Source organism: Mesorhizobium sp. 2RAF45, from assembly GCF_052115225.1.
Classification (GTDB): domain Bacteria; phylum Pseudomonadota; class Alphaproteobacteria; order Rhizobiales; family Rhizobiaceae; genus Mesorhizobium; species Mesorhizobium jarvisii.
On sequence record NZ_JBFRGG010000006.1, the window covers coordinates 206,102 to 229,096 of the forward strand.

General features: G+C 62.1%; 18 protein-coding genes. 12 read left to right on the forward strand and 6 right to left on the reverse strand.

Annotation, left to right across the window (positions count from 1 at the left end; genetic code table 11):
- Positions 1-298: 298 nt before the first annotated feature.
- Together AB4Z43_RS18635 and AB4Z43_RS18640 are read left to right on the forward strand one after the other, a co-directional pair.
- On the forward strand, positions 299-2,287 hold the full coding sequence (locus tag AB4Z43_RS18635) for a nucleoside-diphosphate sugar epimerase/dehydratase (protein WP_019857043.1): 1,989 nt from the start codon (positions 299-301) through the stop codon (positions 2,285-2,287).
- Between the two features lie 154 nt (positions 2,288-2,441).
- Positions 2,442-2,996 carry a sugar transferase gene (locus AB4Z43_RS18640; RefSeq protein WP_019857044.1) on the forward strand — a complete coding sequence of 185 codons (555 nt, stop codon included), beginning with the start codon at positions 2,442-2,444 and terminating at the stop codon, positions 2,994-2,996.
- Here AB4Z43_RS18640 and AB4Z43_RS18645 read toward each other — a convergent pair.
- On the reverse strand, positions 2,975-3,928 hold the full coding sequence (locus AB4Z43_RS18645) for an NAD-dependent epimerase/dehydratase family protein (protein WP_441938689.1): 954 nt from the start codon (positions 3,926-3,928) through the stop codon (positions 2,975-2,977). The two genes, AB4Z43_RS18640 and AB4Z43_RS18645, sit on opposite strands and share 22 nt — an antisense overlap.
- Positions 3,929-3,946: 18 nt before the next feature.
- Entirely contained in the window at positions 3,947-5,200 is a 1,254-nt protein-coding gene (locus AB4Z43_RS18650) for an O-antigen ligase family protein (protein ID WP_441938746.1), read from the reverse strand.
- Between the two features lie 590 nt (positions 5,201-5,790).
- Here AB4Z43_RS18650 and cysD point away from each other — a divergent pair.
- Genes cysD through cysQ form a run of 3 tightly spaced genes read left to right on the forward strand, consistent with a single transcriptional unit; the run spans position 5,791 to position 9,438 of the window.
- Positions 5,791-6,696, forward strand: coding sequence for a sulfate adenylyltransferase subunit CysD (gene cysD, locus AB4Z43_RS18655; RefSeq protein ID WP_019857047.1), 906 nt, complete (start codon positions 5,791-5,793; stop codon positions 6,694-6,696).
- 2 nt (positions 6,697-6,698) lie between these two features.
- A complete protein-coding gene (gene cysN, locus AB4Z43_RS18660; RefSeq protein ID WP_441938690.1) occupies positions 6,699-8,636 on the forward strand; it encodes a sulfate adenylyltransferase subunit CysN in 1,938 nt (645 codons plus the stop codon).
- Between the two features lie 10 nt (positions 8,637-8,646).
- Positions 8,647-9,438 carry a 3'(2'),5'-bisphosphate nucleotidase CysQ gene (cysQ, locus tag AB4Z43_RS18665; RefSeq protein ID WP_019857049.1) on the forward strand — a complete coding sequence of 264 codons (792 nt, stop codon included), beginning with the start codon at positions 8,647-8,649 and terminating at the stop codon, positions 9,436-9,438.
- A gap of 13 nt (positions 9,439-9,451) precedes the next feature.
- Here cysQ and AB4Z43_RS18670 read toward each other — a convergent pair whose 3' ends face one another.
- Positions 9,452-10,594 carry a DegT/DnrJ/EryC1/StrS family aminotransferase gene (locus AB4Z43_RS18670; protein ID WP_441938691.1) on the reverse strand — a complete coding sequence of 381 codons (1,143 nt, stop codon included), beginning with the start codon at positions 10,592-10,594 and terminating at the stop codon, positions 9,452-9,454.
- Here AB4Z43_RS18670 and AB4Z43_RS18675 point away from each other — a divergent pair.
- The gene (locus AB4Z43_RS18675; RefSeq protein WP_441938692.1) at positions 10,593-10,850 is read left to right on the forward strand and encodes a hypothetical protein; all 258 of its coding nucleotides are present in this window, start codon (positions 10,593-10,595) and stop codon (positions 10,848-10,850) included. The two genes, AB4Z43_RS18670 and AB4Z43_RS18675, sit on opposite strands and share 2 nt — an antisense overlap.
- A 7-nt stretch (positions 10,851-10,857) precedes the next feature.
- On the opposite strand, the gene AB4Z43_RS18680 is transcribed toward AB4Z43_RS18675, so the two are convergent.
- The 3 genes from AB4Z43_RS18680 to AB4Z43_RS18690 are packed head-to-tail and all read right to left on the reverse strand — an operon-like array spanning position 10,858 to position 13,451.
- Positions 10,858-11,781, reverse strand: a complete 924-nt coding sequence (locus AB4Z43_RS18680) for a carbohydrate kinase family protein (protein ID WP_441938693.1) — start codon at positions 11,779-11,781, stop codon at positions 10,858-10,860.
- A complete protein-coding gene (locus AB4Z43_RS18685; protein WP_095770827.1) occupies positions 11,778-12,224 on the reverse strand; it encodes an RbsD/FucU family protein in 447 nt (148 codons plus the stop codon). Before AB4Z43_RS18685 ends, AB4Z43_RS18680 begins: the two co-directional genes overlap by 4 nt.
- The gene (locus AB4Z43_RS18690; RefSeq protein WP_441938694.1) at positions 12,225-13,451 is read right to left on the reverse strand and encodes an ROK family transcriptional regulator; all 1,227 of its coding nucleotides are present in this window, start codon (positions 13,449-13,451) and stop codon (positions 12,225-12,227) included.
- 268 nt (positions 13,452-13,719) lie between these two features.
- On the opposite strand from AB4Z43_RS18690, the gene AB4Z43_RS18695 reads away from it, so the two are divergent.
- From AB4Z43_RS18695 to glgC, 6 genes are all read left to right on the forward strand, one after another.
- The gene (locus AB4Z43_RS18695; RefSeq protein WP_394811859.1) at positions 13,720-14,697 is read left to right on the forward strand and encodes a sugar ABC transporter substrate-binding protein; all 978 of its coding nucleotides are present in this window, start codon (positions 13,720-13,722) and stop codon (positions 14,695-14,697) included.
- Positions 14,698-14,857: 160 nt separating this feature from the next.
- A complete protein-coding gene (locus tag AB4Z43_RS18700) occupies positions 14,858-15,919 on the forward strand; it encodes an ABC transporter permease (RefSeq protein WP_019857056.1) in 1,062 nt (353 codons plus the stop codon).
- Complete coding sequence (locus tag AB4Z43_RS18705; protein ID WP_019857057.1) at positions 15,916-16,698, forward strand: ATP-binding cassette domain-containing protein; 783 nt, start codon at positions 15,916-15,918, stop codon at positions 16,696-16,698. The genes AB4Z43_RS18700 and AB4Z43_RS18705 overlap by 4 nt, the downstream gene beginning before the upstream one ends.
- A gap of 131 nt (positions 16,699-16,829) precedes the next feature.
- Positions 16,830-19,298 carry a glycogen/starch/alpha-glucan phosphorylase gene (locus AB4Z43_RS18710; RefSeq protein ID WP_027046634.1) on the forward strand — a complete coding sequence of 823 codons (2,469 nt, stop codon included), beginning with the start codon at positions 16,830-16,832 and terminating at the stop codon, positions 19,296-19,298.
- A 106-nt stretch (positions 19,299-19,404) separates the two neighbouring features.
- Positions 19,405-21,624, forward strand: a complete 2,220-nt coding sequence (gene glgB / locus AB4Z43_RS18715) for a 1,4-alpha-glucan branching protein GlgB (RefSeq protein ID WP_441938695.1) — start codon at positions 19,405-19,407, stop codon at positions 21,622-21,624.
- Between the two features lie 34 nt (positions 21,625-21,658).
- Positions 21,659-22,924 carry a glucose-1-phosphate adenylyltransferase gene (glgC, locus tag AB4Z43_RS18720; protein WP_019857060.1) on the forward strand — a complete coding sequence of 422 codons (1,266 nt, stop codon included), beginning with the start codon at positions 21,659-21,661 and terminating at the stop codon, positions 22,922-22,924.
- Positions 22,925-22,995 lie beyond the last annotated feature (71 nt).

The following is a 22,995-nucleotide window of genomic DNA, read 5'->3' on the forward strand; positions in this document are numbered from 1 at the left end:
AACGGCAGCGCTGTAGAAAGTGCGTCAGACGGCAGCCAATCGCATCGCCTGACCTGCTCCTGGCAACAGCGTGAACCTTAAACCTCCCCGCCGGTTGCGCGATATCCTGGTCGACACTTGATCCCGATCGAACCGTCTGTGAAGAAATCTCTGGCGATGACCTCACGTCCACGCTATGCGGTAGCGACGGCGGGGGCCGAGGATTTGACGCTGAGAACAGGTGGCCGGTGACGGATGGTATTCGATCTGACGCCGCATTAGTGTTGAAGTTCTCACGCCTGGAGTTCAATACTCGCCAATGACTTCCTATGCAGAAGCCGTGTTCGGATTTCGACCGAAGATACGGCGCGTCATCATCATGGTCCAGGACCTGCTCATGGTCCTGGTTGCGGTGGCGCTTAGTCTCGTCCTCTCCCGGTCAGACCTTTCGTTCGATGCATTCTCCTACCAAGGCCTGGTCACCTGGCTCGGGATCGTTCTCATCAGTCACCTGCTGTTCAGATATTGTGGTCTCTACACCACGATCTGGCGCTTTGCCTCGACTCCGGACTTTTTCAACATTCTGAAGAGCTGTGCGATTCTGACGGTCGTGCTCTATGCTCTTTCGTTGATGTTTCGTTTCATCCAGCCCGTGGCTGGCCTCAACGAACGCCAATTCATCGTCTTTTTCCTCGTTTCCTTTACCATCATATCGGCGCCGCGGCTGTTCTACCGATTTCTTCGCGACGGCGCGAGTTGGGGCATCCTTACCCACAGGGTCGACAAAGTGCAGGCCAGGCGGGCGCTGTTCGTCGGTCGGCTTGGTGAGGCCGACCTGATCATTCGCTTCACGCGCACGGCAGAGCCGACCGATTATTCCATTGCCGGCATCATGGCGACCGAGCGTGGCGCACCGTTGGGTACACGGATTCAAGGTGTTCCCGTGGTGGCGTCCCGGCCACGCCTGATCGATGTCCTGGAGGACTACGCCGCCGGCACCAGGAGCATCGACCTGCTTATTTTCGGCAGCGGTGTCGAGCATGAGATCGAGGAATATTCCGAGCTTGTGCGTGTCGCCCGGCATGGCGGCATAACCGTCTTGCAGTTCTCGAGCCTTTCGCAGCTTGGGCAGGAGGGAAAGATCGTTCTCGACGAAGTCGAGATGGAAACGATCCTGCGCCGCCCGACCGTGCCGTCCGATATCGCGCGTATTGGTGCCTTCGTCGACGGCAAGCGCGTCCTGGTGACGGGAGGCGCCGGATCTATCGGCCGCACGCTGGTCAAGCGGTCGCTGGAGCTGGGAGCAGGGGCGGTGCTGGTCGCCGACAATTCCGAGTTCGGCATCTTCCAGTTGAGCCAGTATGTCGACGAAAAGGACCATGATCGCCTGAAGGTGCGCATTGTCGATGTCGCGGACCGGCGTCAGATGACTCGTGTCGTCACGGAATTCAAACCGGACATCATCTTTCATGCCGCGGCTCTGAAGCACGTTCCGCTGCTCGAGGAGAACTGGGAATCAGCTATCCAGACCAATGTTTTCGGTACGCTTGTCTGCGCTGAGGTTGCCGCCAAATGCGGTGTTCCGCAGTTCCTGCTCATATCGAGCGACAAGGCCGTGGATCCGACCTCGGTGCTTGGCATCACAAAGAGAGCCGCCGAGCAACTCGTCAGTTCCTTGCACGAAAGCCACGCAATCGCGCCGGACGGGCGCCGTTCCGGAACCAAATTCATAGCCGTGCGGTTCGGCAACGTGTTTGGCTCCAATGGTTCGGTGGCGACCATCTTCCAGGCACAAATCGAAGCCGGCGGCCCGGTCACGATTACCGATCGACGCATGACCCGTTATTTCATGACGGTGGCGGAAGCCGTCGACCTCGTCATCATGGCGGCCGCCGACGCCCAGTCGCGTAACGGCAAGGACGACTATGCCATCTATATGCTGGACATGGGCAAACCCGTGCCGATTCTCGAAGTCGCGGAAACCATGATCCGCATGGCCGGCAAGACGCCCTATGCGGATATCCCGATCCGCTTCACCGGTATCAGACCCGGCGAGAAGCTGCATGAGACGCTCCAGGGCGCCAATGAAGAGATCATCACGCTCGACATCGCCAAGATCTTCGGTCTCAGGACCGATGTGGTGGCGTGGCCTAGGGTTCAGGCCTCGCTGGCCGCGTTGCAGGCGGCAATGAAGAGCCAGGACAAGGCTTCCGCCCTTGCCGTGTTGGCGCAACTCCATCTGCCGGAGACGCCAGCGCCCGACACGCGGCAGGAAACTGGTCCGAGAACGGTCGGGCAAGCAGGTTAGATACGTTGCAGCTGACGGTTGAATGGCGGGATTTTGCCTGGATATCGATTCCGCGGCCGGCGGTGTCGGAGCAATTTCCGCCGGGAAAGCGCTTCTGGCTTTTGCTGGGGAAACCGTTTCACACTCTTCCTGGAATGGCTCTAGTGATCAGGGGATGGCCGTGAAGGGACTGAAGCGCGCCTTCGATCTCGTCGCGGCAGTCTTGCTGTTGTTGGTGACATCCCCTGTTCTATTGCTCTGCATGCTTGCGGTGCGGGCATCGTCGCCCGGTCCGGTGATTTTTTCACAGACGCGGGTCGGCCGCGATGGTGTGTTGTTTCGCTGCCACAAATTGCGGACGATGTATCAGGGAACGCCGTCCTTGCCCTCGCACGAGGCGCCAGCAAATGCCGTGACCGCGGTCGGAAGGACCTTGCGGAAGTTCAAGCTCGATGAGCTGCCGCAATTCTGGAATGTTCTTCGGGGCGAGATGAGCCTGGTCGGGCCGCGCCCTTGCCTGCCGACACAGACGGAACTGATCGAGCGCCGCCGGCAGCTGGGGGTTTTGGCGGCACGACCGGGCATTACCGGCATGGCCCAGATCAGGGGCATCGACATGTCCAACCCGCAGCTTCTGGCCGAAACGGATGCCGCCTATCTCAGGACGGCGTCGTTCTCGCTCGACCTTCGCATCCTATTTGGAACGCTCTATCGCCACGGGGGCGATTGAGCGTCTCCGAGCCGCGCTATTTCGGCCAGCCGCTCCAGCGTCCCGGTTTCCGGCAGCCAGCCTTCGGATACGAGCAGGGAAGGGTCGCATATCTGTGTCGCGGTCAGGCTGTCCCAGGACGCCCGCTTGCCCAAGAGGATCGCGGCTGCACGCAACGGCTTGGCGTGCATGGCCACAAGGCGCCTCGGCCGTCCGAAACCGTCGCGAAAGGCGCCGACAATGTCGGCGATCGAAACCGGCGGCACATCGCTGGCGACATAGATCGATCGCAGCCGCCCCGAAAGGCTGAGAAGATGCCATACCGCGCCTGCCGTCGATTGCGATGACAGCAGCGAGCGGGTTCCCGTCAGGGCACCTCTCGGCAGCGGCAGGCCCGTATCGGCCAGGCGCATCAGCGCCGCCAGGTTTCCTTTCATGCCGGCCCCGTAGACTGGGGGCAGTCGCAATACGGTGGCGTCGGAACGGCCATGCGACGCATAGGCGTCCAGCACCCCGATCTCTGCTTCGCGCTTCGAGCGCCCATAGGCGCATTGCGGATGGGGGATCGTGTCCTCGTCGATCGTTGCGCTGACGCGCGCGCCGATCACGGCCCGGATCGAGGAGAGCAGGATGAACCGTCCACTTGCCTGTTCGGCCACAGCCTGCGCCAGCCTTGCGCTCAATTCCGCATTGGCCGCCCGAAAATCGGCTTCGGTGGCGTTGCCTTCATCATTGTTCAGACCCGCGCAATGAACGACATCGGTAACCCCCCTGGCAAGCGCCAGGAAGGCAGCCGCCGGCGCATCGACATCGGGCATCTGCATGGCATCATGTCCCGGACCAAGCCTCTCCGGGTAGCGGGACGCGAGGCGGAGCTCGGTGCCCGCCTCGCGAAGCCGATGCACCACCTGACGACCGATGAAGCCTGTCGCGCCTGTGACCAGGACTTTCATTGGTCTTGCCCCGAACGGCTATTGAGTGAAGCGAAGCGCCCGATGTTCCATCCCTGGAAGAAGGGCGTCTTCCGTCACCGGCGGAAGCACGCGCTCTTCCATCTCGGGCGGAAACGCCTGGTCTTGCGGCAACGGAGCCTGACGGCCCGAGGCGAGATACGTTCCCGACACCAGGAAGACCATCAGCACCGAGTCCAGAATGTCGTGGCCAATCAGGATGCCTGTCATCCCGGACGTGAGATAGGTGATCACCACGATGACAATCATCGTAGCGCCAAAACGCTCGATCGGATCGGTGCTATTTCGCAAAACCACGGCTGCATTCCTGGCGGCAACGACGAAGATCGCCGCCAGCGTCAAGGCGCCCAGAAGTCCTGCCTGCACCAGGGCGGTCAGGAAGCCGTTGTGGAAATGATTGAAGCCTGCATCCATCCCGAACTGATCGTGGAAGCCCTGTTTTATCAAGGCCTGGGTGGCACCCACTCCATGTCCGAACAGCGGCATCTCACGAAACGCTTTCAGACCAATGTCCCACACGGCCAATCGCAATCCTATAGCCGTCGTGTGGTCACCCTTGAGGGCGAGCGCGTCCAAGTCGGAACGCAGAAAGTCGACACGCCCGGATATGGTCTGGAAGCCGACAGCAGCGATCACGGCGCCGGCCGCCAGCAACAGCACCAGCAGGCGAATGGCGTTCCTTCCCTTGAGCCTATGCTGGTTGATCAGCAGAACGGCGATACCGGCAATCAGCAGTGCCAGCCAGACAATTCGGGTGCCGGAGTAGATGATGGCGATCGTCCCGCCAATTGCCGCACAAATGAGGGCGATCCTGTGTCTCTCTGTATCGGACAGAGCGCCTGCCACGCAGACCACCACGGCAAGGCAGAGGACCTCCGCGAACACAATTGCATTCCCGGCCCCACCCTCGGCGCGGATACCAAGCCAATGTTGTTGGAAGACCGCCAGAAGCAGCGCGACAAAACAGGCCGCCATGCTGCTCAGCACGATGATACGGACAAGCGTTGTCTTCTGCGTAATGCTCCAGGTCGAATAGGAGATGGGGAAAAACAGGAAGGTGACAAGCGGGATCAGGTGCAATGCATCCCTGGCGATCGCGTGGTTGACGATGGACGCCACCAGATTGGCCGCGCAATAGGCATAGATCGCGATCGTCATCGCCATCATCGCCGGGTCGATATTGAAGCGCCTTTTCCTGAGAGCGAGCAACAGGACGGACCACAGAGCGCCGCCATTGAACACGAAGCTGACCACCGATCCCAAAACCGGTGGAAAAAAGAAGCAAAGAATGGAGAAGTAGATATTGATCCGCGAAGGCGTGAGTTGCTGTCTTGCAGACGAAAGACCGGTCAAGTTTCGGGCCCGCTATTCTCGAGTAGCTCTATGCGGCACATCCTGTTCGGCGGAACCGAATGTGCTCGCGTTGAAATTTGCCCATGCCTGATAACGCATCTTGCCCGCTTCCGGAGGTTGTATAGCGGCTGGGCTGTCTTTTCGATAGTGCGGTGGAGCTTGTCGTCACCTAAAATCGGCGGCCGGTGCCCGACGATTGGGAATGGGCTCAAGCAGCGTCTGTCGTCATGGTCTGCCGAGCAATTTTTTCCCGGCCTTTTCCCGGCTGCAGGCATTGCGAACAGAAATTTCCGGGTTTTGGCGAAAGCATGGAAAAATCATTCCCGAACTGACTGCTGCCGGGCTCGTCTTGCATTGTTTTGCCGTGCGCCGATCTGCTAGAACGCCCGCACGAAACACTTTGTCCAGAAGCGACGCTTGAACCGGGCACAAAGCTCGATGATTTGACGCAAGGACTTCTGTCGCAAGGCACGAGAGAACGCTCACAGTCTATGATAACAGCGCTTACGCATCTGCAGCGGCTTGAAGCCGAGTCCATCCACATTTTCCGAGAGGTTGCGGCCGCCTTTGCCAAGCCGGTCATGCTCTATTCGGTCGGCAAGGATTCATCCGTGCTGATGCATCTGGCAATGAAGGCGTTCTATCCCGCCAAGCCGCCTTTCCCGTTTCTTCATGTCGACACGACCTGGAAGTTCCGCGAGATGATCGCTTTCCGCGATCAGATGGCGCAAAAACACGGCTTCGACCTTTTGGTGCATGTCAATGAAGACGGTGTGCGCGACAACATCAATCCGTTCGACCACGGCTCGAACACCCACACCCACGTGATGAAGACGGTGGCGCTGCGCCAGGCGCTCGACAAATACGGTTTCGATGCCGCCTTTGGCGGCGCCCGCCGCGACGAGGAGAAGTCGCGCGCCAAGGAGCGCATATTCTCGTTCCGCAATGCCCAACATGTCTGGGATCCGAAGAACCAGCGTCCCGAAATGTGGAAGATCTTCAACACCCGCATCGCATCGGGTGAATCGATCCGCGTTTTCCCGCTGTCGAACTGGACCGAGCTCGATATCTGGCAGTACATCCTGCAGGAGAACATTCCGATCGTGCCGCTCTATTTCGCCAAGGAACGGCCGGTGGTGGAGCGTGACGGGATGCTGATCCTCAAGGACGACGACCGCATGAAACTGCGCCCCGGCGAGACAGTGGAGAACCGCTTGGTGCGGTTCCGCACTTTGGGCTGCTATCCGCTCACCGGCGCCATCGAATCCGATGCCGACACGCTCGAAGCCATCGTCGGCGAGATGCTGACCGCGCGCACATCCGAGCGGCAGGGCCGCCTGATCGACCGTGACGAAGCCGGCTCGATGGAAAAGAAGAAGCGCGAGGGGTATTTCTGACCATGCGTCACATCATGGCAAAAAGCCTCGCCCCCACCGACAGCATCCGCGACTACCTGGCCGCGCAGGAAAAGAAGTCGCTGCTGCGCTTCCTGACCTGCGGTTCGGTCGACGACGGCAAGTCGACGCTGATCGGCCGCCTTTTGTCCGACACCAAGCAGATTTTCGAGGATCAGCTTGCCGCGCTCGAACGCGATTCGCGCAAGCACGGCACCACCGGCGATGACATCGATTTCGCGCTGCTGGTCGATGGTCTCGAGGCCGAGCGCGAGCAAGGCATCACCATCGACGTCGCCTACCGCTTCTTCGCCACGCCGAAGCGCAAGTTCATCGTCGCCGACACGCCCGGCCATGAACAATACACGCGCAACATGGCGACAGGCGCCTCGACCGCCGATCTGGCGATCGTGCTGATCGATGCGAGGCAAGGGGTGCTGCGCCAGACGAGGCGTCATTCGATCATCGCCTCGCTGCTCGGCATCCGCCACATCGTGCTGGCCGTCAACAAGATCGATCTCGTCGATTTCGACCAGGCGGTCTTCGACCGGATCGTCAAAGACTACGGCCAATTCTCGCGCGATCTCGGCTTCCAGACCATCGTGCCGATCCCGATGTCGGCCCGCTACGGCGACAATGTCAGCGGCCGCTCCGACAACATGCAGTGGTATTCCGGCCCGACGCTGATCGAGCACCTCGAGAGCGTTTCGGTCGAAGAGGCTGCCGTCGAGCAGCCGTTCCGATTTCCGGTGCAGTACGTCAATCGCCCAAATCTCGATTTCCGCGGCTTTGCCGGCACGATCGCGTCCGGCGCCATCGTGCAAGGCGACGAGGTCGTCGTCGCCAAATCCGGCAAGTCCTCGCATGTCAAACGCATTGTCGCTCATGGCGGCGATCTCAAACAGGCGGTGGCCGGCCAGGCCATCACGCTTGTTCTCGACGACGAGGTGGAGGTCTCCAGAGGCAATATGCTGGTTTCGCCGGCCGCCAGGCCGCAGGTCGCCGATCAGTTCGCAGCCAACATCGTCTGGTTTGATGAGCATGCGCTGCTGCCGGGCCGCTCCTACATCCTGCGCACCGAAACCGACCAGACCAGCGCCACCGTCACCGACCTGAAATACCGCATCAACGTCAACGACTTCGCCCATGAGGCGGCCAAGTCGCTTGAAATGAACGAAGTCGGCATCTGCAACATCTCGACACGGGCGCCGATCGCCTTCGATCCCTTCGCCGAGAACCGGACCACAGGCGCCTTCATCCTGATCGACCGCATCTCGAACGCCACCGTCGGCGCGGGCATGATCGTGCACTCGCTGCGTCGTGCCGAGAACATCCACTGGCAATCGCTCGATGTCGGCAAGCGCGTGCGCGCCGACATGAAGAACCAGCGCCCTGCCGTGTTCTGGTTCACCGGGCTTTCCGGCTCCGGCAAGTCGACCATCGCCAACCTGTTCGAGAAGAAGCTGTTCGCCACCGGCCGGCACACCTATATTCTGGACGGCGACAATGTCCGTCACGGTCTCAACCGCGATCTCGGCTTCACCGATGCCGACCGCGTCGAGAACATCCGCCGGGTCGCTGAAGTGGCCAAGCTGATGGCCGATGCCGGGTTGATCGTCATTGTCTCGTTCATTTCGCCGTTCAGCGCCGAACGGCGCGTGGCGCGCGAATTGATGGCCGATGGCGAGTTCATCGAGGTGTTTGTCGACACGCCCTTCGAGGAATGCGCCAGGCGTGATCCGAAGGGGCTTTATGCGCGCGCGCTGAATGGCGAGATCAAGAATTTCACCGGCGTGGATTCACCTTACGAAGCACCGGAAAACCCGGAGATCCATCTGAAGACGCTCGGCAAATCGGCGGAAGAGATGGTAGATGCCCTGGAACATTGGCTGAATGAGCGCGACATTGCCGAAGACCAATATGAAAGTGGCGGCGGTATCTGACGATAGGTCGATGCTCGACATCTTCGAGCGGCTGGCCCTGGCAGCTGGACGTGAGGTGATGCGCGTCTTCCACGCCGGCTGCGCCGTCGACCGGAAATCGGACGCCTCGCCGGTGACTGAGGCGGACCGCGAGAGCGAGAAGATCATCCTCTCCGGCCTGCGCGCGGCATTTCCCGACATTCCCTGCGTGGCCGAAGAGGAAGCGGCGGCTGGAATCATGCCGACCGATCTCGGCGAGGCCTTTTTCCTTATTGACCCGCTCGACGGCACCAAGGAATTCGTCAATCGCCGCACCGACTTCACCGTCAACATCGCGCTTGTCCGCCATGGCGTGCCGGAAGTCGGCGTCGTCTTCGCGCCTTGCACCGGCCGCTTCTTTTCGGGACGGCCGGGCAGCGCGGAAGCCCTGGAAATCGATGACGACTATCAGATCATCGGCCGCCGGCCGATTTCGGTGAGGGCGGCCGCGTCACCGCTGGCCGTGGTTGCCAGCCGCTCCCACAACACGCCGGAAACCGAAGCCTATATTCGCGACCTCGGCGCCGCCGAGATCGTTTCCGTTGGGTCGTCCTTGAAATTCTGCCTTCTTGCCAGCGCCGAGGCGGATGTCTATCCGCGCTTTGGACGCACCATGGAATGGGACACCGCGGCGGGCGACGCGGTGCTGCGCGCGGCTGGCGGTACGACACGCACGCTGGACGGCAAGCCCTTGGCTTACGGCAAACGCGACCAGGCCGACGACGAGGATTTCGCCAATCCGCATTTCATCGCCAGCGGCAGGGCAGGAGCGAGCCCCGCCTGAGAGTCGCTGCCTACTACTCGGCTGCGGCCTGCGCCGAGTTCGAGCCGATATAGTTGCGGATCGTCTCGATGATCCGGTCCTGGTCGGCTTCGCTGAGATAGGGGTGCATCGGCAGGCACAGGATGCGCTTCGGCAGCTCCTCCGAGACGGCAAGACCGGTCGGCGTGCGTGGGTAGTCGCTATAGGCGACCTGCGCATGCAGCGGCTTGACGTAGTAGATGACGGACGGAATGCCCTTTTCGCTCAGATGCGCCTTCAGGCCGTCGCGCTTGGGCGTCTCGATGGCGTACTGCGCCCAGGCCGAACGGCTGCCATCGAGGTTGCGGGCTGCGGTGACCATGTCGCCCAGCCCTTCGGCATAGCGGTTTGCCACCACCTGGCGCGCCACCATCTCGTCTTCGAGAATGGCGAGCTTTTCGATGAGGATCGCCGCCTGCAGCGTGTCGAGCCGCGAATTGATGCCGACGCGGATGTTGTCGTACTGCGTCTCGCCCTTGCCGTGGAAGGCAAAGGAACGCAGCTTGTCGGCCATCTCGTCGTCGTTGGTGAACATCGCGCCGCCATCGCCATAGCAGCCAAGCGGCTTGGCGGGATAGAAGCTGGTCGAGCCGACATGGCCGAACGCACCGCACATCTTGCCGTCAAGCGACCCACCCATCGACTGGGCGGCGTCCTCGATCACCAACAGCCCTTCGCGGTTGGCGATCGCCATGATCGCATCGTAATCGGCGGCGAGGCCGAACAGGTCGACCGGGATAATCGCCTTCGGCTTCAGCCGGCCTTCCTTCTTGATCATGGCGATGGCCGCCTCGAGGCTGGCGATGTCGATGTTGTAGGTCACCGGATCGACATCGACGAAGACAGGTTGCGCCTTGGCCAGTGCCACCACTTCGGCGGTGGCGGCGAAAGTGAAGCTCGGCACGAACACGGCATCGCCCGGGCCGATCCCGGCGGCAAACAGCGGCAGCAGCAGCGCATCGGTGCCGTTGGCGCAGGCCACGACATGTTTGGTGCCGATATAGGCAGCAAGCTTCTTCTCGAACTCCGCGACCTGCGGGCCCAGGATGTAACGGCCGTCCTCGACGACATGGTCGATCGCGGCCTTCAGCCGGTCGCGGATGCGTTCGCGCTGTGCGCTAAGATCGATGAACTGCATGTCAGCCTCAAAAACGATTTTTAACCGGGCGGTCTGGCCAAATAACGGCCCGCTGGTACCAGAGTTGCGCTTGCCGAGAAAGCCGGACAGCCAGGGCCGCCAATTGCCTGGGTATCGCAGTCTGTTACCGCCGATTTCCGGCGTATCTTCACAAGATGCCGGAAATCCGGGCTTCGTCGGGCGCAATTGCGCCTATATAGTCCCGCTGGGCGGCCCCGCGAAACATAAAGTGATCGGCTGGCTCAACTTAAATTGAGCGTTACTCAGGCGATTTCATGCCGCCATGGCGGATTGGCGCCCGCGCGCGACACGGTCACCGCCGCTGCCTTGGCACCAAGCGCCAATGCCTTGCGAATGGCGTCTTGCGGAAGGCCGCCGATGGCCGCCTTCGTCAACAGGCCCTGTTCATGCAGCGAGGCAAGGATGCCGGCGTTGAACGTATCGCCCGCGCCGACCGTGTCGACCACCTCGACCTTTTCCGGCATCACGGTGACGGTGTGGTCTTTGGTGTAACCGACGGCACCTTCGCTGCCATGGGTCACGACGATCAGCTTGGGTCCGCGGTCGAGCCAGTTGCGGATGACATCCTCGTGCGAGCCGGCTTCGCCGAACCATTGGAGGTCTTCGTCCGACAGTTTCACGATGTCGGCCATCGCCATCATCTCGCGGATGCGCCTGAGGTGCTTGGCCTTGTCCGGGATGAAGTTCGGCCTGATGTTGGGGTCGAGCATCATGATGCGGCTTGCATGCTCGCGCCGCATGAACTCTTCATAGGCGCCGCCGGCGGGCTCCGAGATCAGGCTGATGGCGCCGAACAGCATGGCCTCGATCTCGTTGCCGAGCGACGGCAGGTCGTCGATCGTCAGCATGCGCCCCGCGGTGTTCTCGTCGTAGAACGTGTAGGTCGCCTGGCCATTGGTGAGCCGCACGAAGGCGAGCGTGGTCGGCCTGGGCGAGGTGTGCGCATAGGTTGAGCTGACCTTGCTCGCTCCGAGCGCGTCCCTGAACTGGCCGCCGAAAAGATCCGACGACAGGCCCGAAAAGAAGCCGGCCGGCGCGCCCAATCGGCCCAGCGCGATCGCCGTGTTGAACACCGCCCCGCCGACATAGGGGGCAAAGGCAGGCTCGCCCTGCGTCGTGATGCGCGGCAGCATGTCGATCAGGGCTTCGCCGCAGCAAAGGATCATGGCGTCTTGGTCTCCGGCGGATAGATCACGCCCTTGCGGATGATGATGTTGGCGTAAAGCCTGGGCTCGCTTGTCGCGACAATGGCATGCGCCGACTTGACCCGTGCATAGAAGTCGGCGCCGGCCAGTGCAACCACCTTGCGGCCCGGTGCGTGCTTGGCGCAGATCGCCTCGATCTCGTGATGGACTGGATCGGCAATCGAGGGATTGCCTTTGACCGAGGCGCGAAACAGGGCTTCCGGAACGGCGTCGTCGACCGGCAGCACGCTCAGGATCGCATCGAGCACGGGAATGAGATGATGACCATCGGCCCGGATCAGGCGCTTTGCCTGCTCCTCGGCCGGATAGTTACCGTCGACCAGGGCGATCTCATCGCCATGGCCCATGGCGCGCAGTGTCGCCAGAAGGTCCGGACCGAGCAGCGCCGGGATTCCGATAAGCATTCAGGCGCTCCTGGAAATGGTCGTCGAGCCGATCAGGAAGCGCTCGGAAAGCGGCAGGCTGGCGCCGCCGAGCGCCCGGGCATGAATGCCGACGGTCCCCTCGCGAACGGCGGGAAGTTTCAGACCTTCGCCGTCGATTGTCGCAATGGCCGCGATGATGGCATCGACCAGCCTGCGGCGCACCGCCTGCGGCATCCAGCCGTCGACCACCGCCGCCTCGAAATCGATGACCGAGGACGCCGCGACGATGGCATAGGCGAGCGCCTGTGAAGCGCTGGCGATCCAGTCGGCGAGTTCGGGACCGATCTCGCCCCAGTCCTCGGGCGAGGTCCATAGATGCGAGGCCTCGACGCCGCGGGCATTGAGCGCTTTTTCCAGCATGGCGATCGACGCCACGTCGATCAGCTGGGTAGGTTTGCCGTCTGGTCCGGGCACCGGCATGGAGCCGAGCGCGCCTGCATTGCCGGTTGGCCCGCCGAACAGCCGGCCGTTGAGCACGATGCCGCCGCCGGCGAAGGCGCCGATATAGAAATAGACGAAGTCACGCGCGCCGCCTGCTTGGCCGAAGACGAGCTCGGCGCCGCAGGCCGAGGTGGCGTCGTTCTGCAGATAGACCGGAAAATCGCATTGCGACTGGATATCGGCCCTGATGTCGCGGTGGCGCCATTCGTCCATGACATCGCGCGGCGCACCGGCGGTGTCGGCCCAGTTCCACAGTTCGAACGGCATGGCGATGCCGAGCCCGGCGATGCGCTTGTCCTGTGCCGGTGTCAGTTCGCCGCGCATCTTCTTCATGCCTGAACTGACGAATTCAACCGTCTCGCGCGGCGCCGGATAGCGATAGGAGTGCTGTAGCATCGAGCGCACGTGCCCAAGAAAATCGATCAGCACCAGTTCCGCGCTGCGGCGGCCGATCTTGAGGCCGATGAAGAAGGCGCCCTCGGGATTGAGCGCCATAGGTATGGAGGGCTGGCCGATCTTGCCGCGCAGCGGCGCCTGGCGCACGAGCAGGCCTTCTTCCTCGAGTTCGCGCATAATGACCGAAACCGTCTGCGCCGAAAGTCCAGTCATGCGGGCGATGTCGGATTTCGCCAGGCTGCCTTGCTGGCGCACCAGCGAGAGCACCAGCCGCTCGTTGTGATCGCGCATGCCGCTCTGGTTGGTGCCGCGGTGAATCAGGCTGTCATTCGCTTCGGGCGAACCGTGCCTCGCAGTGGCGGTCTCCACCCTGTTCCTCCCATCGTTTCCCCTCAATGCTTTTGGGCCAGAATGAGTGAACGACGCAAGGCTGTCAATAATAAATAAGAGTGATTTAATTATTGACAGCGGCTGCGGTCTGGTGTCTGTTGAGGCGGCGTCCACGCTGGGAGAATTTCGTAGGATGCGCCGTAGATGCCGGTTGGTCGGCATCCGGAATGGTTCCACTGGGAGGAAGATCGTGACCAATACAAAATTGTTGAAATCGACCGTGTTTGCCGCGGCTGCCCTGGGTCTGATGGCGTTTGCGTCGTCCGCCTCCGCGGCCGGCGTCGGCGCTTGCCTGATCACCAAGACCGACACCAATCCGTTCTTCGTCAAGATGAAGGAAGGCGCGACCGCAAAGGCCAAGGAACTCGGCGTCGACCTCAAGACCTATGCCGGCAAGATCGACGGCGATAGCGAAAGCCAGGTGGCGGCGATCGAAAGCTGCATTGCCGACGGCGCCAAGGGCATCCTGATCACTGCATCCGACACCAAGGGCATCGTGCCGACCGTGAAGAAGGCGCGTGACGCCGGCCTGCTGGTGATCGCGCTCGACACGCCGCTCGACCCGATCGACGCGGCCGACGCGACCTTCGCCACCGACAATCTCGAGGCCGGCAAGCTGATCGGTGCCTGGGCCGCCGCGACGCTCGGCGACAAGGCCAAGGACGCCAAGATCGGCTTCCTCGACCTGACGCCGTCGCAGCCGACCGTGGACGTGCTGCGCGACCAAGGCTTCATGATGGGCTACGGCATCGACGTGAAGGATCCTAACAAGATCGGCGACGAAACCGATCCGCGCATCGTCGGCCACGACGTCACCAACGGCAACGAGGAGGGCGGCCGCAAGGCGATGGAGAACCTTCTGCAGAAGGACAACACCATCAACGTCATCCACACTATCAACGAGCCCGCCGCAGTCGGCGCCTACCAGGCGCTCAAGGCTGTCGGCCTTGAAAAGCAGGTGCTGATCGTCTCCGTCGACGGCGGCTGCCCCGGCGTGAAGTCGGTGACGGAAGGTGTCATCGGCGCGACGTCGCAGCAGTACCCGCTGCAGATGGCGGCGCTCGGCATTGAGGCGATCGCCGCCTTCGCCAAGGATGGAACCAAGCCGAAGCCGACCGAAGGCAAGAATTTCTTCGACACCGGCGTCAACCTGGTGACCGACAAGCCGGCCAAGGGCGTAAAGTCCATCGACACCAAGGAAGGCCTCGCCAAGTGCTGGGGCTGATGCTGGTCTGACCGGCACTTACAGAACTCGATCGGTCGGGGCTTGATCCCCGGCCGCTTCGGGTGGACGATGGGTCGCGTGACCGCGAACAATCCCGGCGAAAGACCGGAAAGGCGTGGACGGGCGTCGGCGCTAGGCTGACCCCTCACGGGGAGGAAACATGGCTCAAGCTCAGGAATTCGAGAAGGTTCTCTCGGGCAGCGACACCAGCGTTGCCGCGTTCGACGAACACAAATCCGCAGTCAGGCGCGTCCAGCACTTCCTGCATTCGACGCCGGCGGCGGTGCCGCTGATCGTCCTGGTCCTGTCGATCATCATCTTCGGCATCACCATTGGGGGGCGCTTCTTCTCGTCCTACACGCTGACGCTGATCCTGCAGCAGATCGCCATCGTCGGCATTCTGGGTGCTGCGCAGACACTGGTCATCCTGACCGCCGGCATCGACCTGTCGATCGGCGTCATCATGGTGATCTCAGCCGTGATCATGGGCAATTGCGCCGTCAGCTACGGCTTGCCGAGCGTGGTGGCCGTGGCGCTCGGGCTTGCCGCCGGTGCTGCCTGCGGGCTGCTCAACGGGTTGCTGGTCGCCTACATGAAGCTGCCGCCTTTCATCGTGACGTTGGGCACGTGGAACATCGTCATGGCCACGAACTTCATCTATTCGGCCAATGAAACGATCCGTGACACCGACGTCGATACCCAGGCGCCGCTGCTGCATCTTTTCGCCCTGAGCTTCAAGGTCGGTACCGCGGTGCTGACGCTCGGCGTCATCGCCATGGTCGCGCTGGTGCTGCTGCTTTGGTACGTCCTCAACCACACCGCCTGGGGCCGCCATGTCTACGCTGTCGGCGACGACCAGGAGGCGGCCAAGCTGTCGGGCATCCAGACCAAGAAGGTGCTGGTGACGGTCTACACCCTTGCCGGGCTGATCGCCGCTTTCGCCGCCTGGGTCTCCATCGGCCGCAACGGTTCGATCTCGCCGTCGGCGGCCGTCACCGACTACAATCTGCAGGCGATCACCGCGACGGTGATCGGCGGTATTTCCCTGTTCGGCGGGCGCGGCTCGATCCTGGGCACGCTGTTTGGCGCGATGATCGTCGGCGTCGTCTCCATGGGCCTCAACATGCTGGGCGCCGACCCGCAGTGGAAAGTGCTGCTCACCGGTGTGTTGATCATCGGCGCCGTGGCGGTCGACCAATGGATCAGAAAGGTTTCGGCATGACCCAGGACCCCATTCTCACCGCGCGTGGCCTGGTCAAGCGCTATGGCCGCGTCACCGCCCTCGACAATGCCGACTTCGACCTCTACCCCGGCGAAATCCTCGCCGTCATCGGCGACAACGGCGCCGGCAAGTCGTCGCTCATCAAGGCGATTTCAGGCGCTGTCGTGCCCGACGAAGGCGAAATCCAGCTTGAAGGCAAGACCGTTGCCTTCAAGTCGCCGATGGAGGCCCGCGAAGCCGGTATCGAGACCGTCTACCAGAACCTCGCTCTGTCGCCGGCACTGTCGATCGCCGACAACATGTTCCTCGGCCGCGAGATCCGCAAACCCGGCTTCCTTGGCCAATGGCTGCGTATGCTCGACCGTCCGGCGATGGAAAAGCGCGCTCGCGACAAGCTCACCGAACTCGGCCTGATGACCATCCAGAACATCGGCCAGGCGGTGGAAACGCTCTCGGGCGGCCAGCGCCAGGGTGTCGCGGTGGCGCGCGCCGCTGCCTTCGGCAGCCGCGTGGTGATCATGGACGAGCCGACGGCAGCCCTTGGCGTCAAGGAGAGCCGCCGTGTGCTCGAACTGATCCTTGACGTGAAGAAGCGCGGCCTGCCGATCGTGCTGATCTCGCACAACATGCCGCATGTCTTCGAGGTGGCCGACCGCGTCCATATTCATCGCCTCGGCCGTCGCCTCGCCGTCATCGATCCCAAGCAATATACGATGTCCGACGCCGTCGCCTTCATGACCGGCGCCAAGGCGCCTCCGGAGGCAGCACTGGCCGCCTGATTGTCAAATTGCCGCAGGGTAAGCCGGCGCACGTCCATCTAAATCGATTGAATATATGTTGCGATGCGGTAACATGGGCTGGGATGAATGGTGAAAGCCGGTATGATCGTTGCAACCGCACGAGAGGCAGCATGACGCGCGCAATGACATCCGAAACCCTTCCGCCACTGCTCGAAAATCCTGATCCGAAGACGCTCGCAAGGGAAGTCTTGGTGGCCCTCAAATACCGGGTCGGCAAGGACACCACCGTCGCGACCCAGTACGACTGGCTGACGGCCTCGATCAAGGTCGTGCGTGACCGCATCGTCGATCGCTGGATGCAGGCAACCAAAGAGGCCTATGACCAGCAGGAAAAGCGCGTCTACTACTTGTCGCTGGAGTTCCTCATCGGCCGCCTGATGCGCGACGCCTTCTCCAATCTTGGCCTGATGGCCAATATGCGCGAGGCGCTGTCGTCGCTCGGCGTCGACCTCGATCTCATCGCGGCGCTGGAACCCGACGCGGCGCTCGGCAATGGCGGCCTTGGCCGGCTTGCCGCCTGCTTCATGGAAAGCATGGCGACCGTCGACATTCCCGCGCATGGCTACGGCATCCGCTACGCCAATGGCATGTTCCGCCAGGAGATTCACGACGGCTGGCAGGTGGAACTGCCCGAGACCTGGCTCGATCACGGCAACCCCTGGGAGTTCGAACGGCGCGAACGCTCCTTCGAAGTCGGCTTCGGCGGTTCGGTGGAGTCCATCACGTCAAAGGACGGCCGGCTCGAGCGTCACGTCTGGAAGCCGACGGAACATGTCCTGGCTGTCGCCTACGACACGCCTGTCGTCGGCTGGCGGGGTAACCGCGTCAACACGCTGCGGCTGTGGTCGGGCATGCCGGTCGATCCGATACTGCTCGACAAGTTCAATGCCGGCGACCACATCGGCGCGCTCGCCGAAAGCAACAAGGCGGACGCGTTGTCGCGCGTGCTTTACCCCGCAGATTCCCACGTGGCCGGGCAGGAGCTCAGGTTGCGGCAGGAGTATTTCTTTTCGACCGCTTCGCTGCAGGACATTTTGCAACGCCATCTCAGCCAGTATGGCGACCTGAAGTCGCTGCCCGACAAGGCGGCGATCCACTTGAACGATACCCATCCGGCGATTGCCGTGCCGGAGCTGATGCGGCTGTTGATGGATGTCCACGGCATGGACTTCGATCTCGCATGGGACATCACCAAACGCACCTTCGGCTACACCAACCACACGCTTCTTCCCGAAGCGCTGGAAAGCTGGCCGGTGCCGCTGTTCGAGCGGCTCTTGCCGCGCCATATGCAGATCGTCTACGCCATCAACGCGCAGGTGCTTCTGGAGGCTCGCGCCACCGACCAGTTCTCGGACGATCAGATCAGCCGCATTTCGCTGATCCAGGAAAATGGCGACCGCCGCGTGCGCATGGGCAATCTGGCCTTTGTCGGCTCTCATTCGATCAACGGTGTCTCGGCACTGCATACCGAGCTGATGAAGGAAACGGTGTTTGCCGACCTGCACAAGCTCTATCCCGATCGCATCAACAACAAGACCAACGGCATCACGCCGCGGCGTTGGCTGATCCAGTGCAACCCCGGCCTGACCTCGCTCGCCCGCGAGGCGATCGGTGACCGTTTTCTCGACGACATCGACGCCATCAAAGGGCTCGACGGCTTTGCCGATGACAGCGCGTTCCGGGAGAAGTTCGCGGGCGTCAAGCGCCAGAACAAGGCGCGGCTGGCCAATCTCGTCGCCGACCGGCTCGGCATCAAGGTCGACCCGTCGGCGCTGTTCGACATTCAGGTCAAGCGCATCCACGAATACAAGCGCCAGCTTCTGAACATCCTCGAGGCGATCGCGCTCTACGACCAGATCCGCTCGCATCCCGAGCGCGACTGGATGCCGCGCGTAAAATTCTTCGGCGGCAAGGCGGCGCCCAGCTACCACAACGCCAAGCTGATCATCAAACTCGCCAATGATGTCGCCAGGGTCATCAACCGTGACCCGGCGGTGCGCGGCTTGCTGAAGGTGGTGTTCGTGCCGAACTACAATGTCAGCCTGGCCGAAGTCATGATGCCGGCGGCCGACCTGTCCGAGCAGATCTCGACCGCGGGCATGGAAGCGTCGGGTACCGGCAACATGAAGTTCGCGCTCAACGGCGCGCTGACCATCGGCACGCTCGACGGCGCCAATGTCGAGATCAAGGAATGTGTCGGCGACGACAACATCTTCATCTTCGGCCTGACCACGGCCGAAGTCGCCGAGCGGCGCAACAATGGCTACAACCCGCGTGCCGTGATCGAGGGCTCGCCCGAACTGTCGCAGGCGGTCTCGGCCGTTTCCTCGGGCGTCTTTTCGCCTGATGACCCGGACCGTTACCGCGACCTCATCAACGGCCTCTACACCAGCGACTGGTTCATGGTCGCCGCCGATTTCGACGCCTACGCCGCCGCCCAGCGTGATGTCGACGCTGTCTGGCGCAACAGCCCGGACTGGTATGCCAGAGCAATCCGCAACGTCGCGCGCGTCGGCTGGTTCTCGTCCGATCGCACCATCCGCCAATACGCGAAAGAAATCTGGAACGTGCCTGCCTGATGTGATTGCATGAGGCCACGAACAATGTGGTCCCGGTGATTTGGGTTGAATGCCAACTCACATCACCAGAAATAGACACCTGGTGCCCTGGGAGGGACACTGCCCGATGAGGAAGCCGCGCGTGACCGCTGCGACAAGCGGGCCGGACGGACTGGCGCCAGCCAGCGATGTTGCGGCGATTGTCGCCGGCACGCACGGAGATCCGTTCGCGGTCCTCGGTGTCCATGAGGTCGGCAAAGGCCTGTTTGCCCGTTGTTTCGTTCCGCATGCCGAGACCGTCACTGCCTATACGCTGACGGGCATCGAGGCCGGTGCGTTGTCTAGGCGAGACGATGCCGGCTTCTTCGAAGGCACGCTGTCGATCAGGAAGCGGCAGCCGCTGCGCTATCACGCGCGTAATGCCGGCGGTGACTGGTGGCTGACCGATCCTTATTCGTTCGGCCCGGTGCTCGGGCCGATGGACGATTACTATATCGCCGAAGGGTCGCATCTCAGGCTGTTCGACAAGCTTGGCGCGCACGTCATCAAGCACGAAGGCGCCACCGGCGTGCATTTCGCCGTCTGGGCTCCCAACGCAAGACGCGTCTCGGTGGTCGGCGATTTCAACGACTGGGACGGCCGCCGCCACACGATGCGCGATCGCCGCGACACCGGCATATGGGAGGTGTTCATCCCCGACATAGGTGCCGGGCGACCCTACAAATACGAGATCATTGGACCCGATGGCGTCAGGCTGCCGCTGAAGGCCGATCCGTTTGCGTTCAAATCCGAACTGCGTCCCGCCACGGCTTCGGTTGTCGCCGTGCCGCCGGCGCATGAGTGGGGCGACGAGGCGCATCGCAACTACTGGCGCAATGCCGATCCCCGGCGCGAAGCCGTCTCGATCTACGAAGTCCACGCTGGGTCTTGGCAGCTTCACGACGACGGCACGTTCCTGTCATGGGACGAAATGGCCGACCGGCTGATCCCCTATGTGGTCGAGACCGGCTTCACCCACATCGAGTTCATGCCGATTTCCGAGCATCCCTATGACCCGTCCTGGGGCTATCAGACGACCGGCCTCTATGCGCCGTCGGCCCGTTTCGGCGATCCGGACGGCTTTGCCCGTTTCGTCGATGGCGCGCATCGCGCCGGCGTCGGCGTCATCCTCGACTGGGTGCCGGCGCACTTCCCGGTCGACGCGCACGGCCTGGCTCATTTCGACGGCACCGCACTCTATGAACATGCCGATCCGCGCAAGGGTTTTCACCCCGACTGGAACACCGCGATCTACAATTTCGGCCGCCGCGAGGTGGTGTCGTTCCTGGTCAACAATGCGCTGTTCTGGGCCGAGAAATACCATGTCGACGGTCTGCGCGTCGATGCGGTCGCCTCGATGCTCTACCTCGACTATTCGCGCAAGGCCGGCGAGTGGATCCCCAACGAGAAGGGCGGCCGCGAGAACCTCGAGGCGGTCTCTTTCCTGCAGAAGATGAACAAGGAGGTCTACGGCCACCATCCCGGCGTCATGACCATCGCCGAGGAATCGACCTCATGGCCGAAGGTTTCGGCGCCGGTGCATGAAGGCGGGCTGGGCTTCGGCTTCAAGTGGAACATGGGCTTCATGCACGACACGCTGGAGTATTTCTCCAAGGAGCCGATTTTCCGCAAGCACCACCACAACGACCTGACGTTCGGCCTGACCTACGCCTTCTCGGAGAATTTCGTGCTGCCGCTCTCGCATGACGAGGTCGTGCACGGCAAAGGCACGCTGCTGGGCAAGATGGCCGGCGACGACTGGCAGAAATTCGCGACCTTGCGCGCCTATTACGGCTTCATGTGGGGCTATCCCGGCAAGAAGCTTTTGTTCATGGGACAGGAATTCGCGCAGCGCCGCGAATGGAGCGAGGCGCGCGCGCTCGACTGGAACCTGCTCGATTTCCGCCCGCATCGAGGCGTCTGGCAGACCGTGCGCGATCTCAACTATCTCTACCGTTCGCGCCCGGCGCTGCACGGCCGCGACTGCGAACCGGAAGGGTTTTCCTGGCTGATCGTCGACGACAGCCAGAACTCGGTTTTCGCCTGGGTGCGCAACGCGCCGGGCGGCAGCCCGGTGGCCGTCATCTCCAACTTCACGCCGGTGCCGCGCGACAATTATCGTGTGCCGCTGCCGAAGGCCGGCAAGTGGCGGGAGATCATCAACACCGACGCATCCGAATATGGCGGTTCCGGCATGGGCAATGGCGGCATAGTCGAGGCAAGGGCGGAAGGCAAGAACATCTCGGCAACGATGCTTCTGCCGCCGCTGTCGACAATCATGCTCGAACTCGTGACCGAGGCCGACTAACAGGGCGAGACTTGAGTAACTTGGGAGGGTAGAAATGGCAGACTTGAAACGGACCCAGCCGCTGGCGCGCGATGCCATGGCCTATGTACTGGCCGGCGGCCGTGGCAGCCGCCTCAAGGAACTGACCGACCGTCGCGCCAAGCCGGCGGTCTATTTCGGCGGCAAGACGCGCATCATCGATTTCGCGCTCTCCAATGCGCTCAACTCCGGCATTCGCCGCCTCGGCGTCGCCACGCAGTACAAGGCACATTCGCTGATCCGCCACCTGCAACGCGGCTGGAACTTCCTGCGGCCGGAACGAAATGAAAGCTTCGACATCCTGCCGGCCAGCCAGCGCGTCTCGGAAACGCAGTGGTATGAAGGCACGGCCGACGCCGTCTACCAGAACATCGACATCATCGAGGCCTATGGCCCGGAATACATGGTCATTCTGGCCGGCGACCACATCTACAAGATGGACTACGAGATGATGCTGCGTCAGCATGTCGACGCCAATGCCGACGTCACCGTCGGCTGCCTCGAAGTGCCGCGCATGGAGGCGACAGGCTTTGGCGTCATGCATGTCGATGCCAAGGACAACATCATCGCCTTCGTCGAAAAGCCCGCCGATCCGCCCGGCATTCCGGGCAATCCGGACTTCGCCTTGGCCTCGATGGGCATCTATGTCTTCAGGACCAAGTTCCTGATGGAGCAGTTGCGCCGCGACGCCGCCGAGCCGGGCTCAAGCCGCGATTTCGGCAAGGACATCATCCCCTATATCGTCCAGCACGGTAAGGCGATCGCGCACCGTTTCACCAAATCCTGCGTGCGCTCGACCGCCGAGAACGAAGCCTATTGGCGCGATGTCGGAACGGTCGACGCCTATTGGGAAGCCAACATCGACTTGACCGATATCACGCCGGAGCTTGACCTTTACGACCGCGACTGGCCGATCTGGACGTATGCCGAGTTGAAACCGCCGGCAAAATTCGTCCATGACGAGGATGGCCGGCGCGGCTCGGCCGTTTCCTCGCTGGTCTCGGGCGATTGCATCGTCTCGGGCGCTTCACTGAAGAAAAGTCTGATCTTCACCGGCGCGCGCATCAATTCCTATTCGACGCTGGAAGAGGTCGTCATGCTGCCCGACGTTCATGTCGGCCGGAACGCAAAGTTGAAGCGCGTCGTCATTGACCATGGTGTTAGGATACCGGAGGGGTTGGTCGTCGGCGAGGATCCCGCGCTAGACGCAAAGCGCTTCCGCGTTTCGGAGAAGGGCATCTGCCTGATCACACAGGATATGATCAACAAACTCGGGCTCTAGAGCAATTCCGCGAAAAGTGCGAAACGGTTTTCCGTCCGGGAATTGCCTGGAAACGAAGAATTGGACAGGAT

Bases quoted from the DNA above. Each gene is read 5' to 3' on its own strand.
- AB4Z43_RS18635 (WP_019857043.1), top strand. From the start codon at position 299: ATGACTTCCTATGCAGAAGCCGTGTTCGGATTTCGACCGAAGATACGG.
- AB4Z43_RS18640 (WP_019857044.1), top strand. From the start codon at position 2,442: ATGGCCGTGAAGGGACTGAAGCGCGCCTTCGATCTCGTCGCGGCAGTC.
- AB4Z43_RS18645 (WP_441938689.1), bottom strand. From the start codon at position 3,928: ATGAAAGTCCTGGTCACAGGCGCGACAGGCTTCATCGGTCGTCAGGTG.
- cysD (WP_019857047.1), top strand. From the start codon at position 5,791: ATGATAACAGCGCTTACGCATCTGCAGCGGCTTGAAGCCGAGTCCATC.
- cysN (WP_441938690.1), top strand. From the start codon at position 6,699: ATGCGTCACATCATGGCAAAAAGCCTCGCCCCCACCGACAGCATCCGC.
- cysQ (WP_019857049.1), top strand. From the start codon at position 8,647: ATGCTCGACATCTTCGAGCGGCTGGCCCTGGCAGCTGGACGTGAGGTG.
- AB4Z43_RS18675 (WP_441938692.1), top strand. From the start codon at position 10,593: ATGTCAGCCTCAAAAACGATTTTTAACCGGGCGGTCTGGCCAAATAAC.
- AB4Z43_RS18670 (WP_441938691.1), bottom strand. From the start codon at position 10,594: ATGCAGTTCATCGATCTTAGCGCACAGCGCGAACGCATCCGCGACCGG.
- AB4Z43_RS18680 (WP_441938693.1), bottom strand. From the start codon at position 11,781: ATGATCCTTTGCTGCGGCGAAGCCCTGATCGACATGCTGCCGCGCATC.
- AB4Z43_RS18685 (WP_095770827.1), bottom strand. From the start codon at position 12,224: ATGCTTATCGGAATCCCGGCGCTGCTCGGTCCGGACCTTCTGGCGACA.
- AB4Z43_RS18695 (WP_394811859.1), top strand. From the start codon at position 13,720: ATGGCGTTTGCGTCGTCCGCCTCCGCGGCCGGCGTCGGCGCTTGCCTG.
- AB4Z43_RS18700 (WP_019857056.1), top strand. From the start codon at position 14,858: ATGGCTCAAGCTCAGGAATTCGAGAAGGTTCTCTCGGGCAGCGACACC.
- AB4Z43_RS18705 (WP_019857057.1), top strand. From the start codon at position 15,916: ATGACCCAGGACCCCATTCTCACCGCGCGTGGCCTGGTCAAGCGCTAT.
- AB4Z43_RS18710 (WP_027046634.1), top strand. From the start codon at position 16,830: ATGACGCGCGCAATGACATCCGAAACCCTTCCGCCACTGCTCGAAAAT.
- glgB (WP_441938695.1), top strand. From the start codon at position 19,405: ATGAGGAAGCCGCGCGTGACCGCTGCGACAAGCGGGCCGGACGGACTG.
- glgC (WP_019857060.1), top strand. From the start codon at position 21,659: ATGGCAGACTTGAAACGGACCCAGCCGCTGGCGCGCGATGCCATGGCC.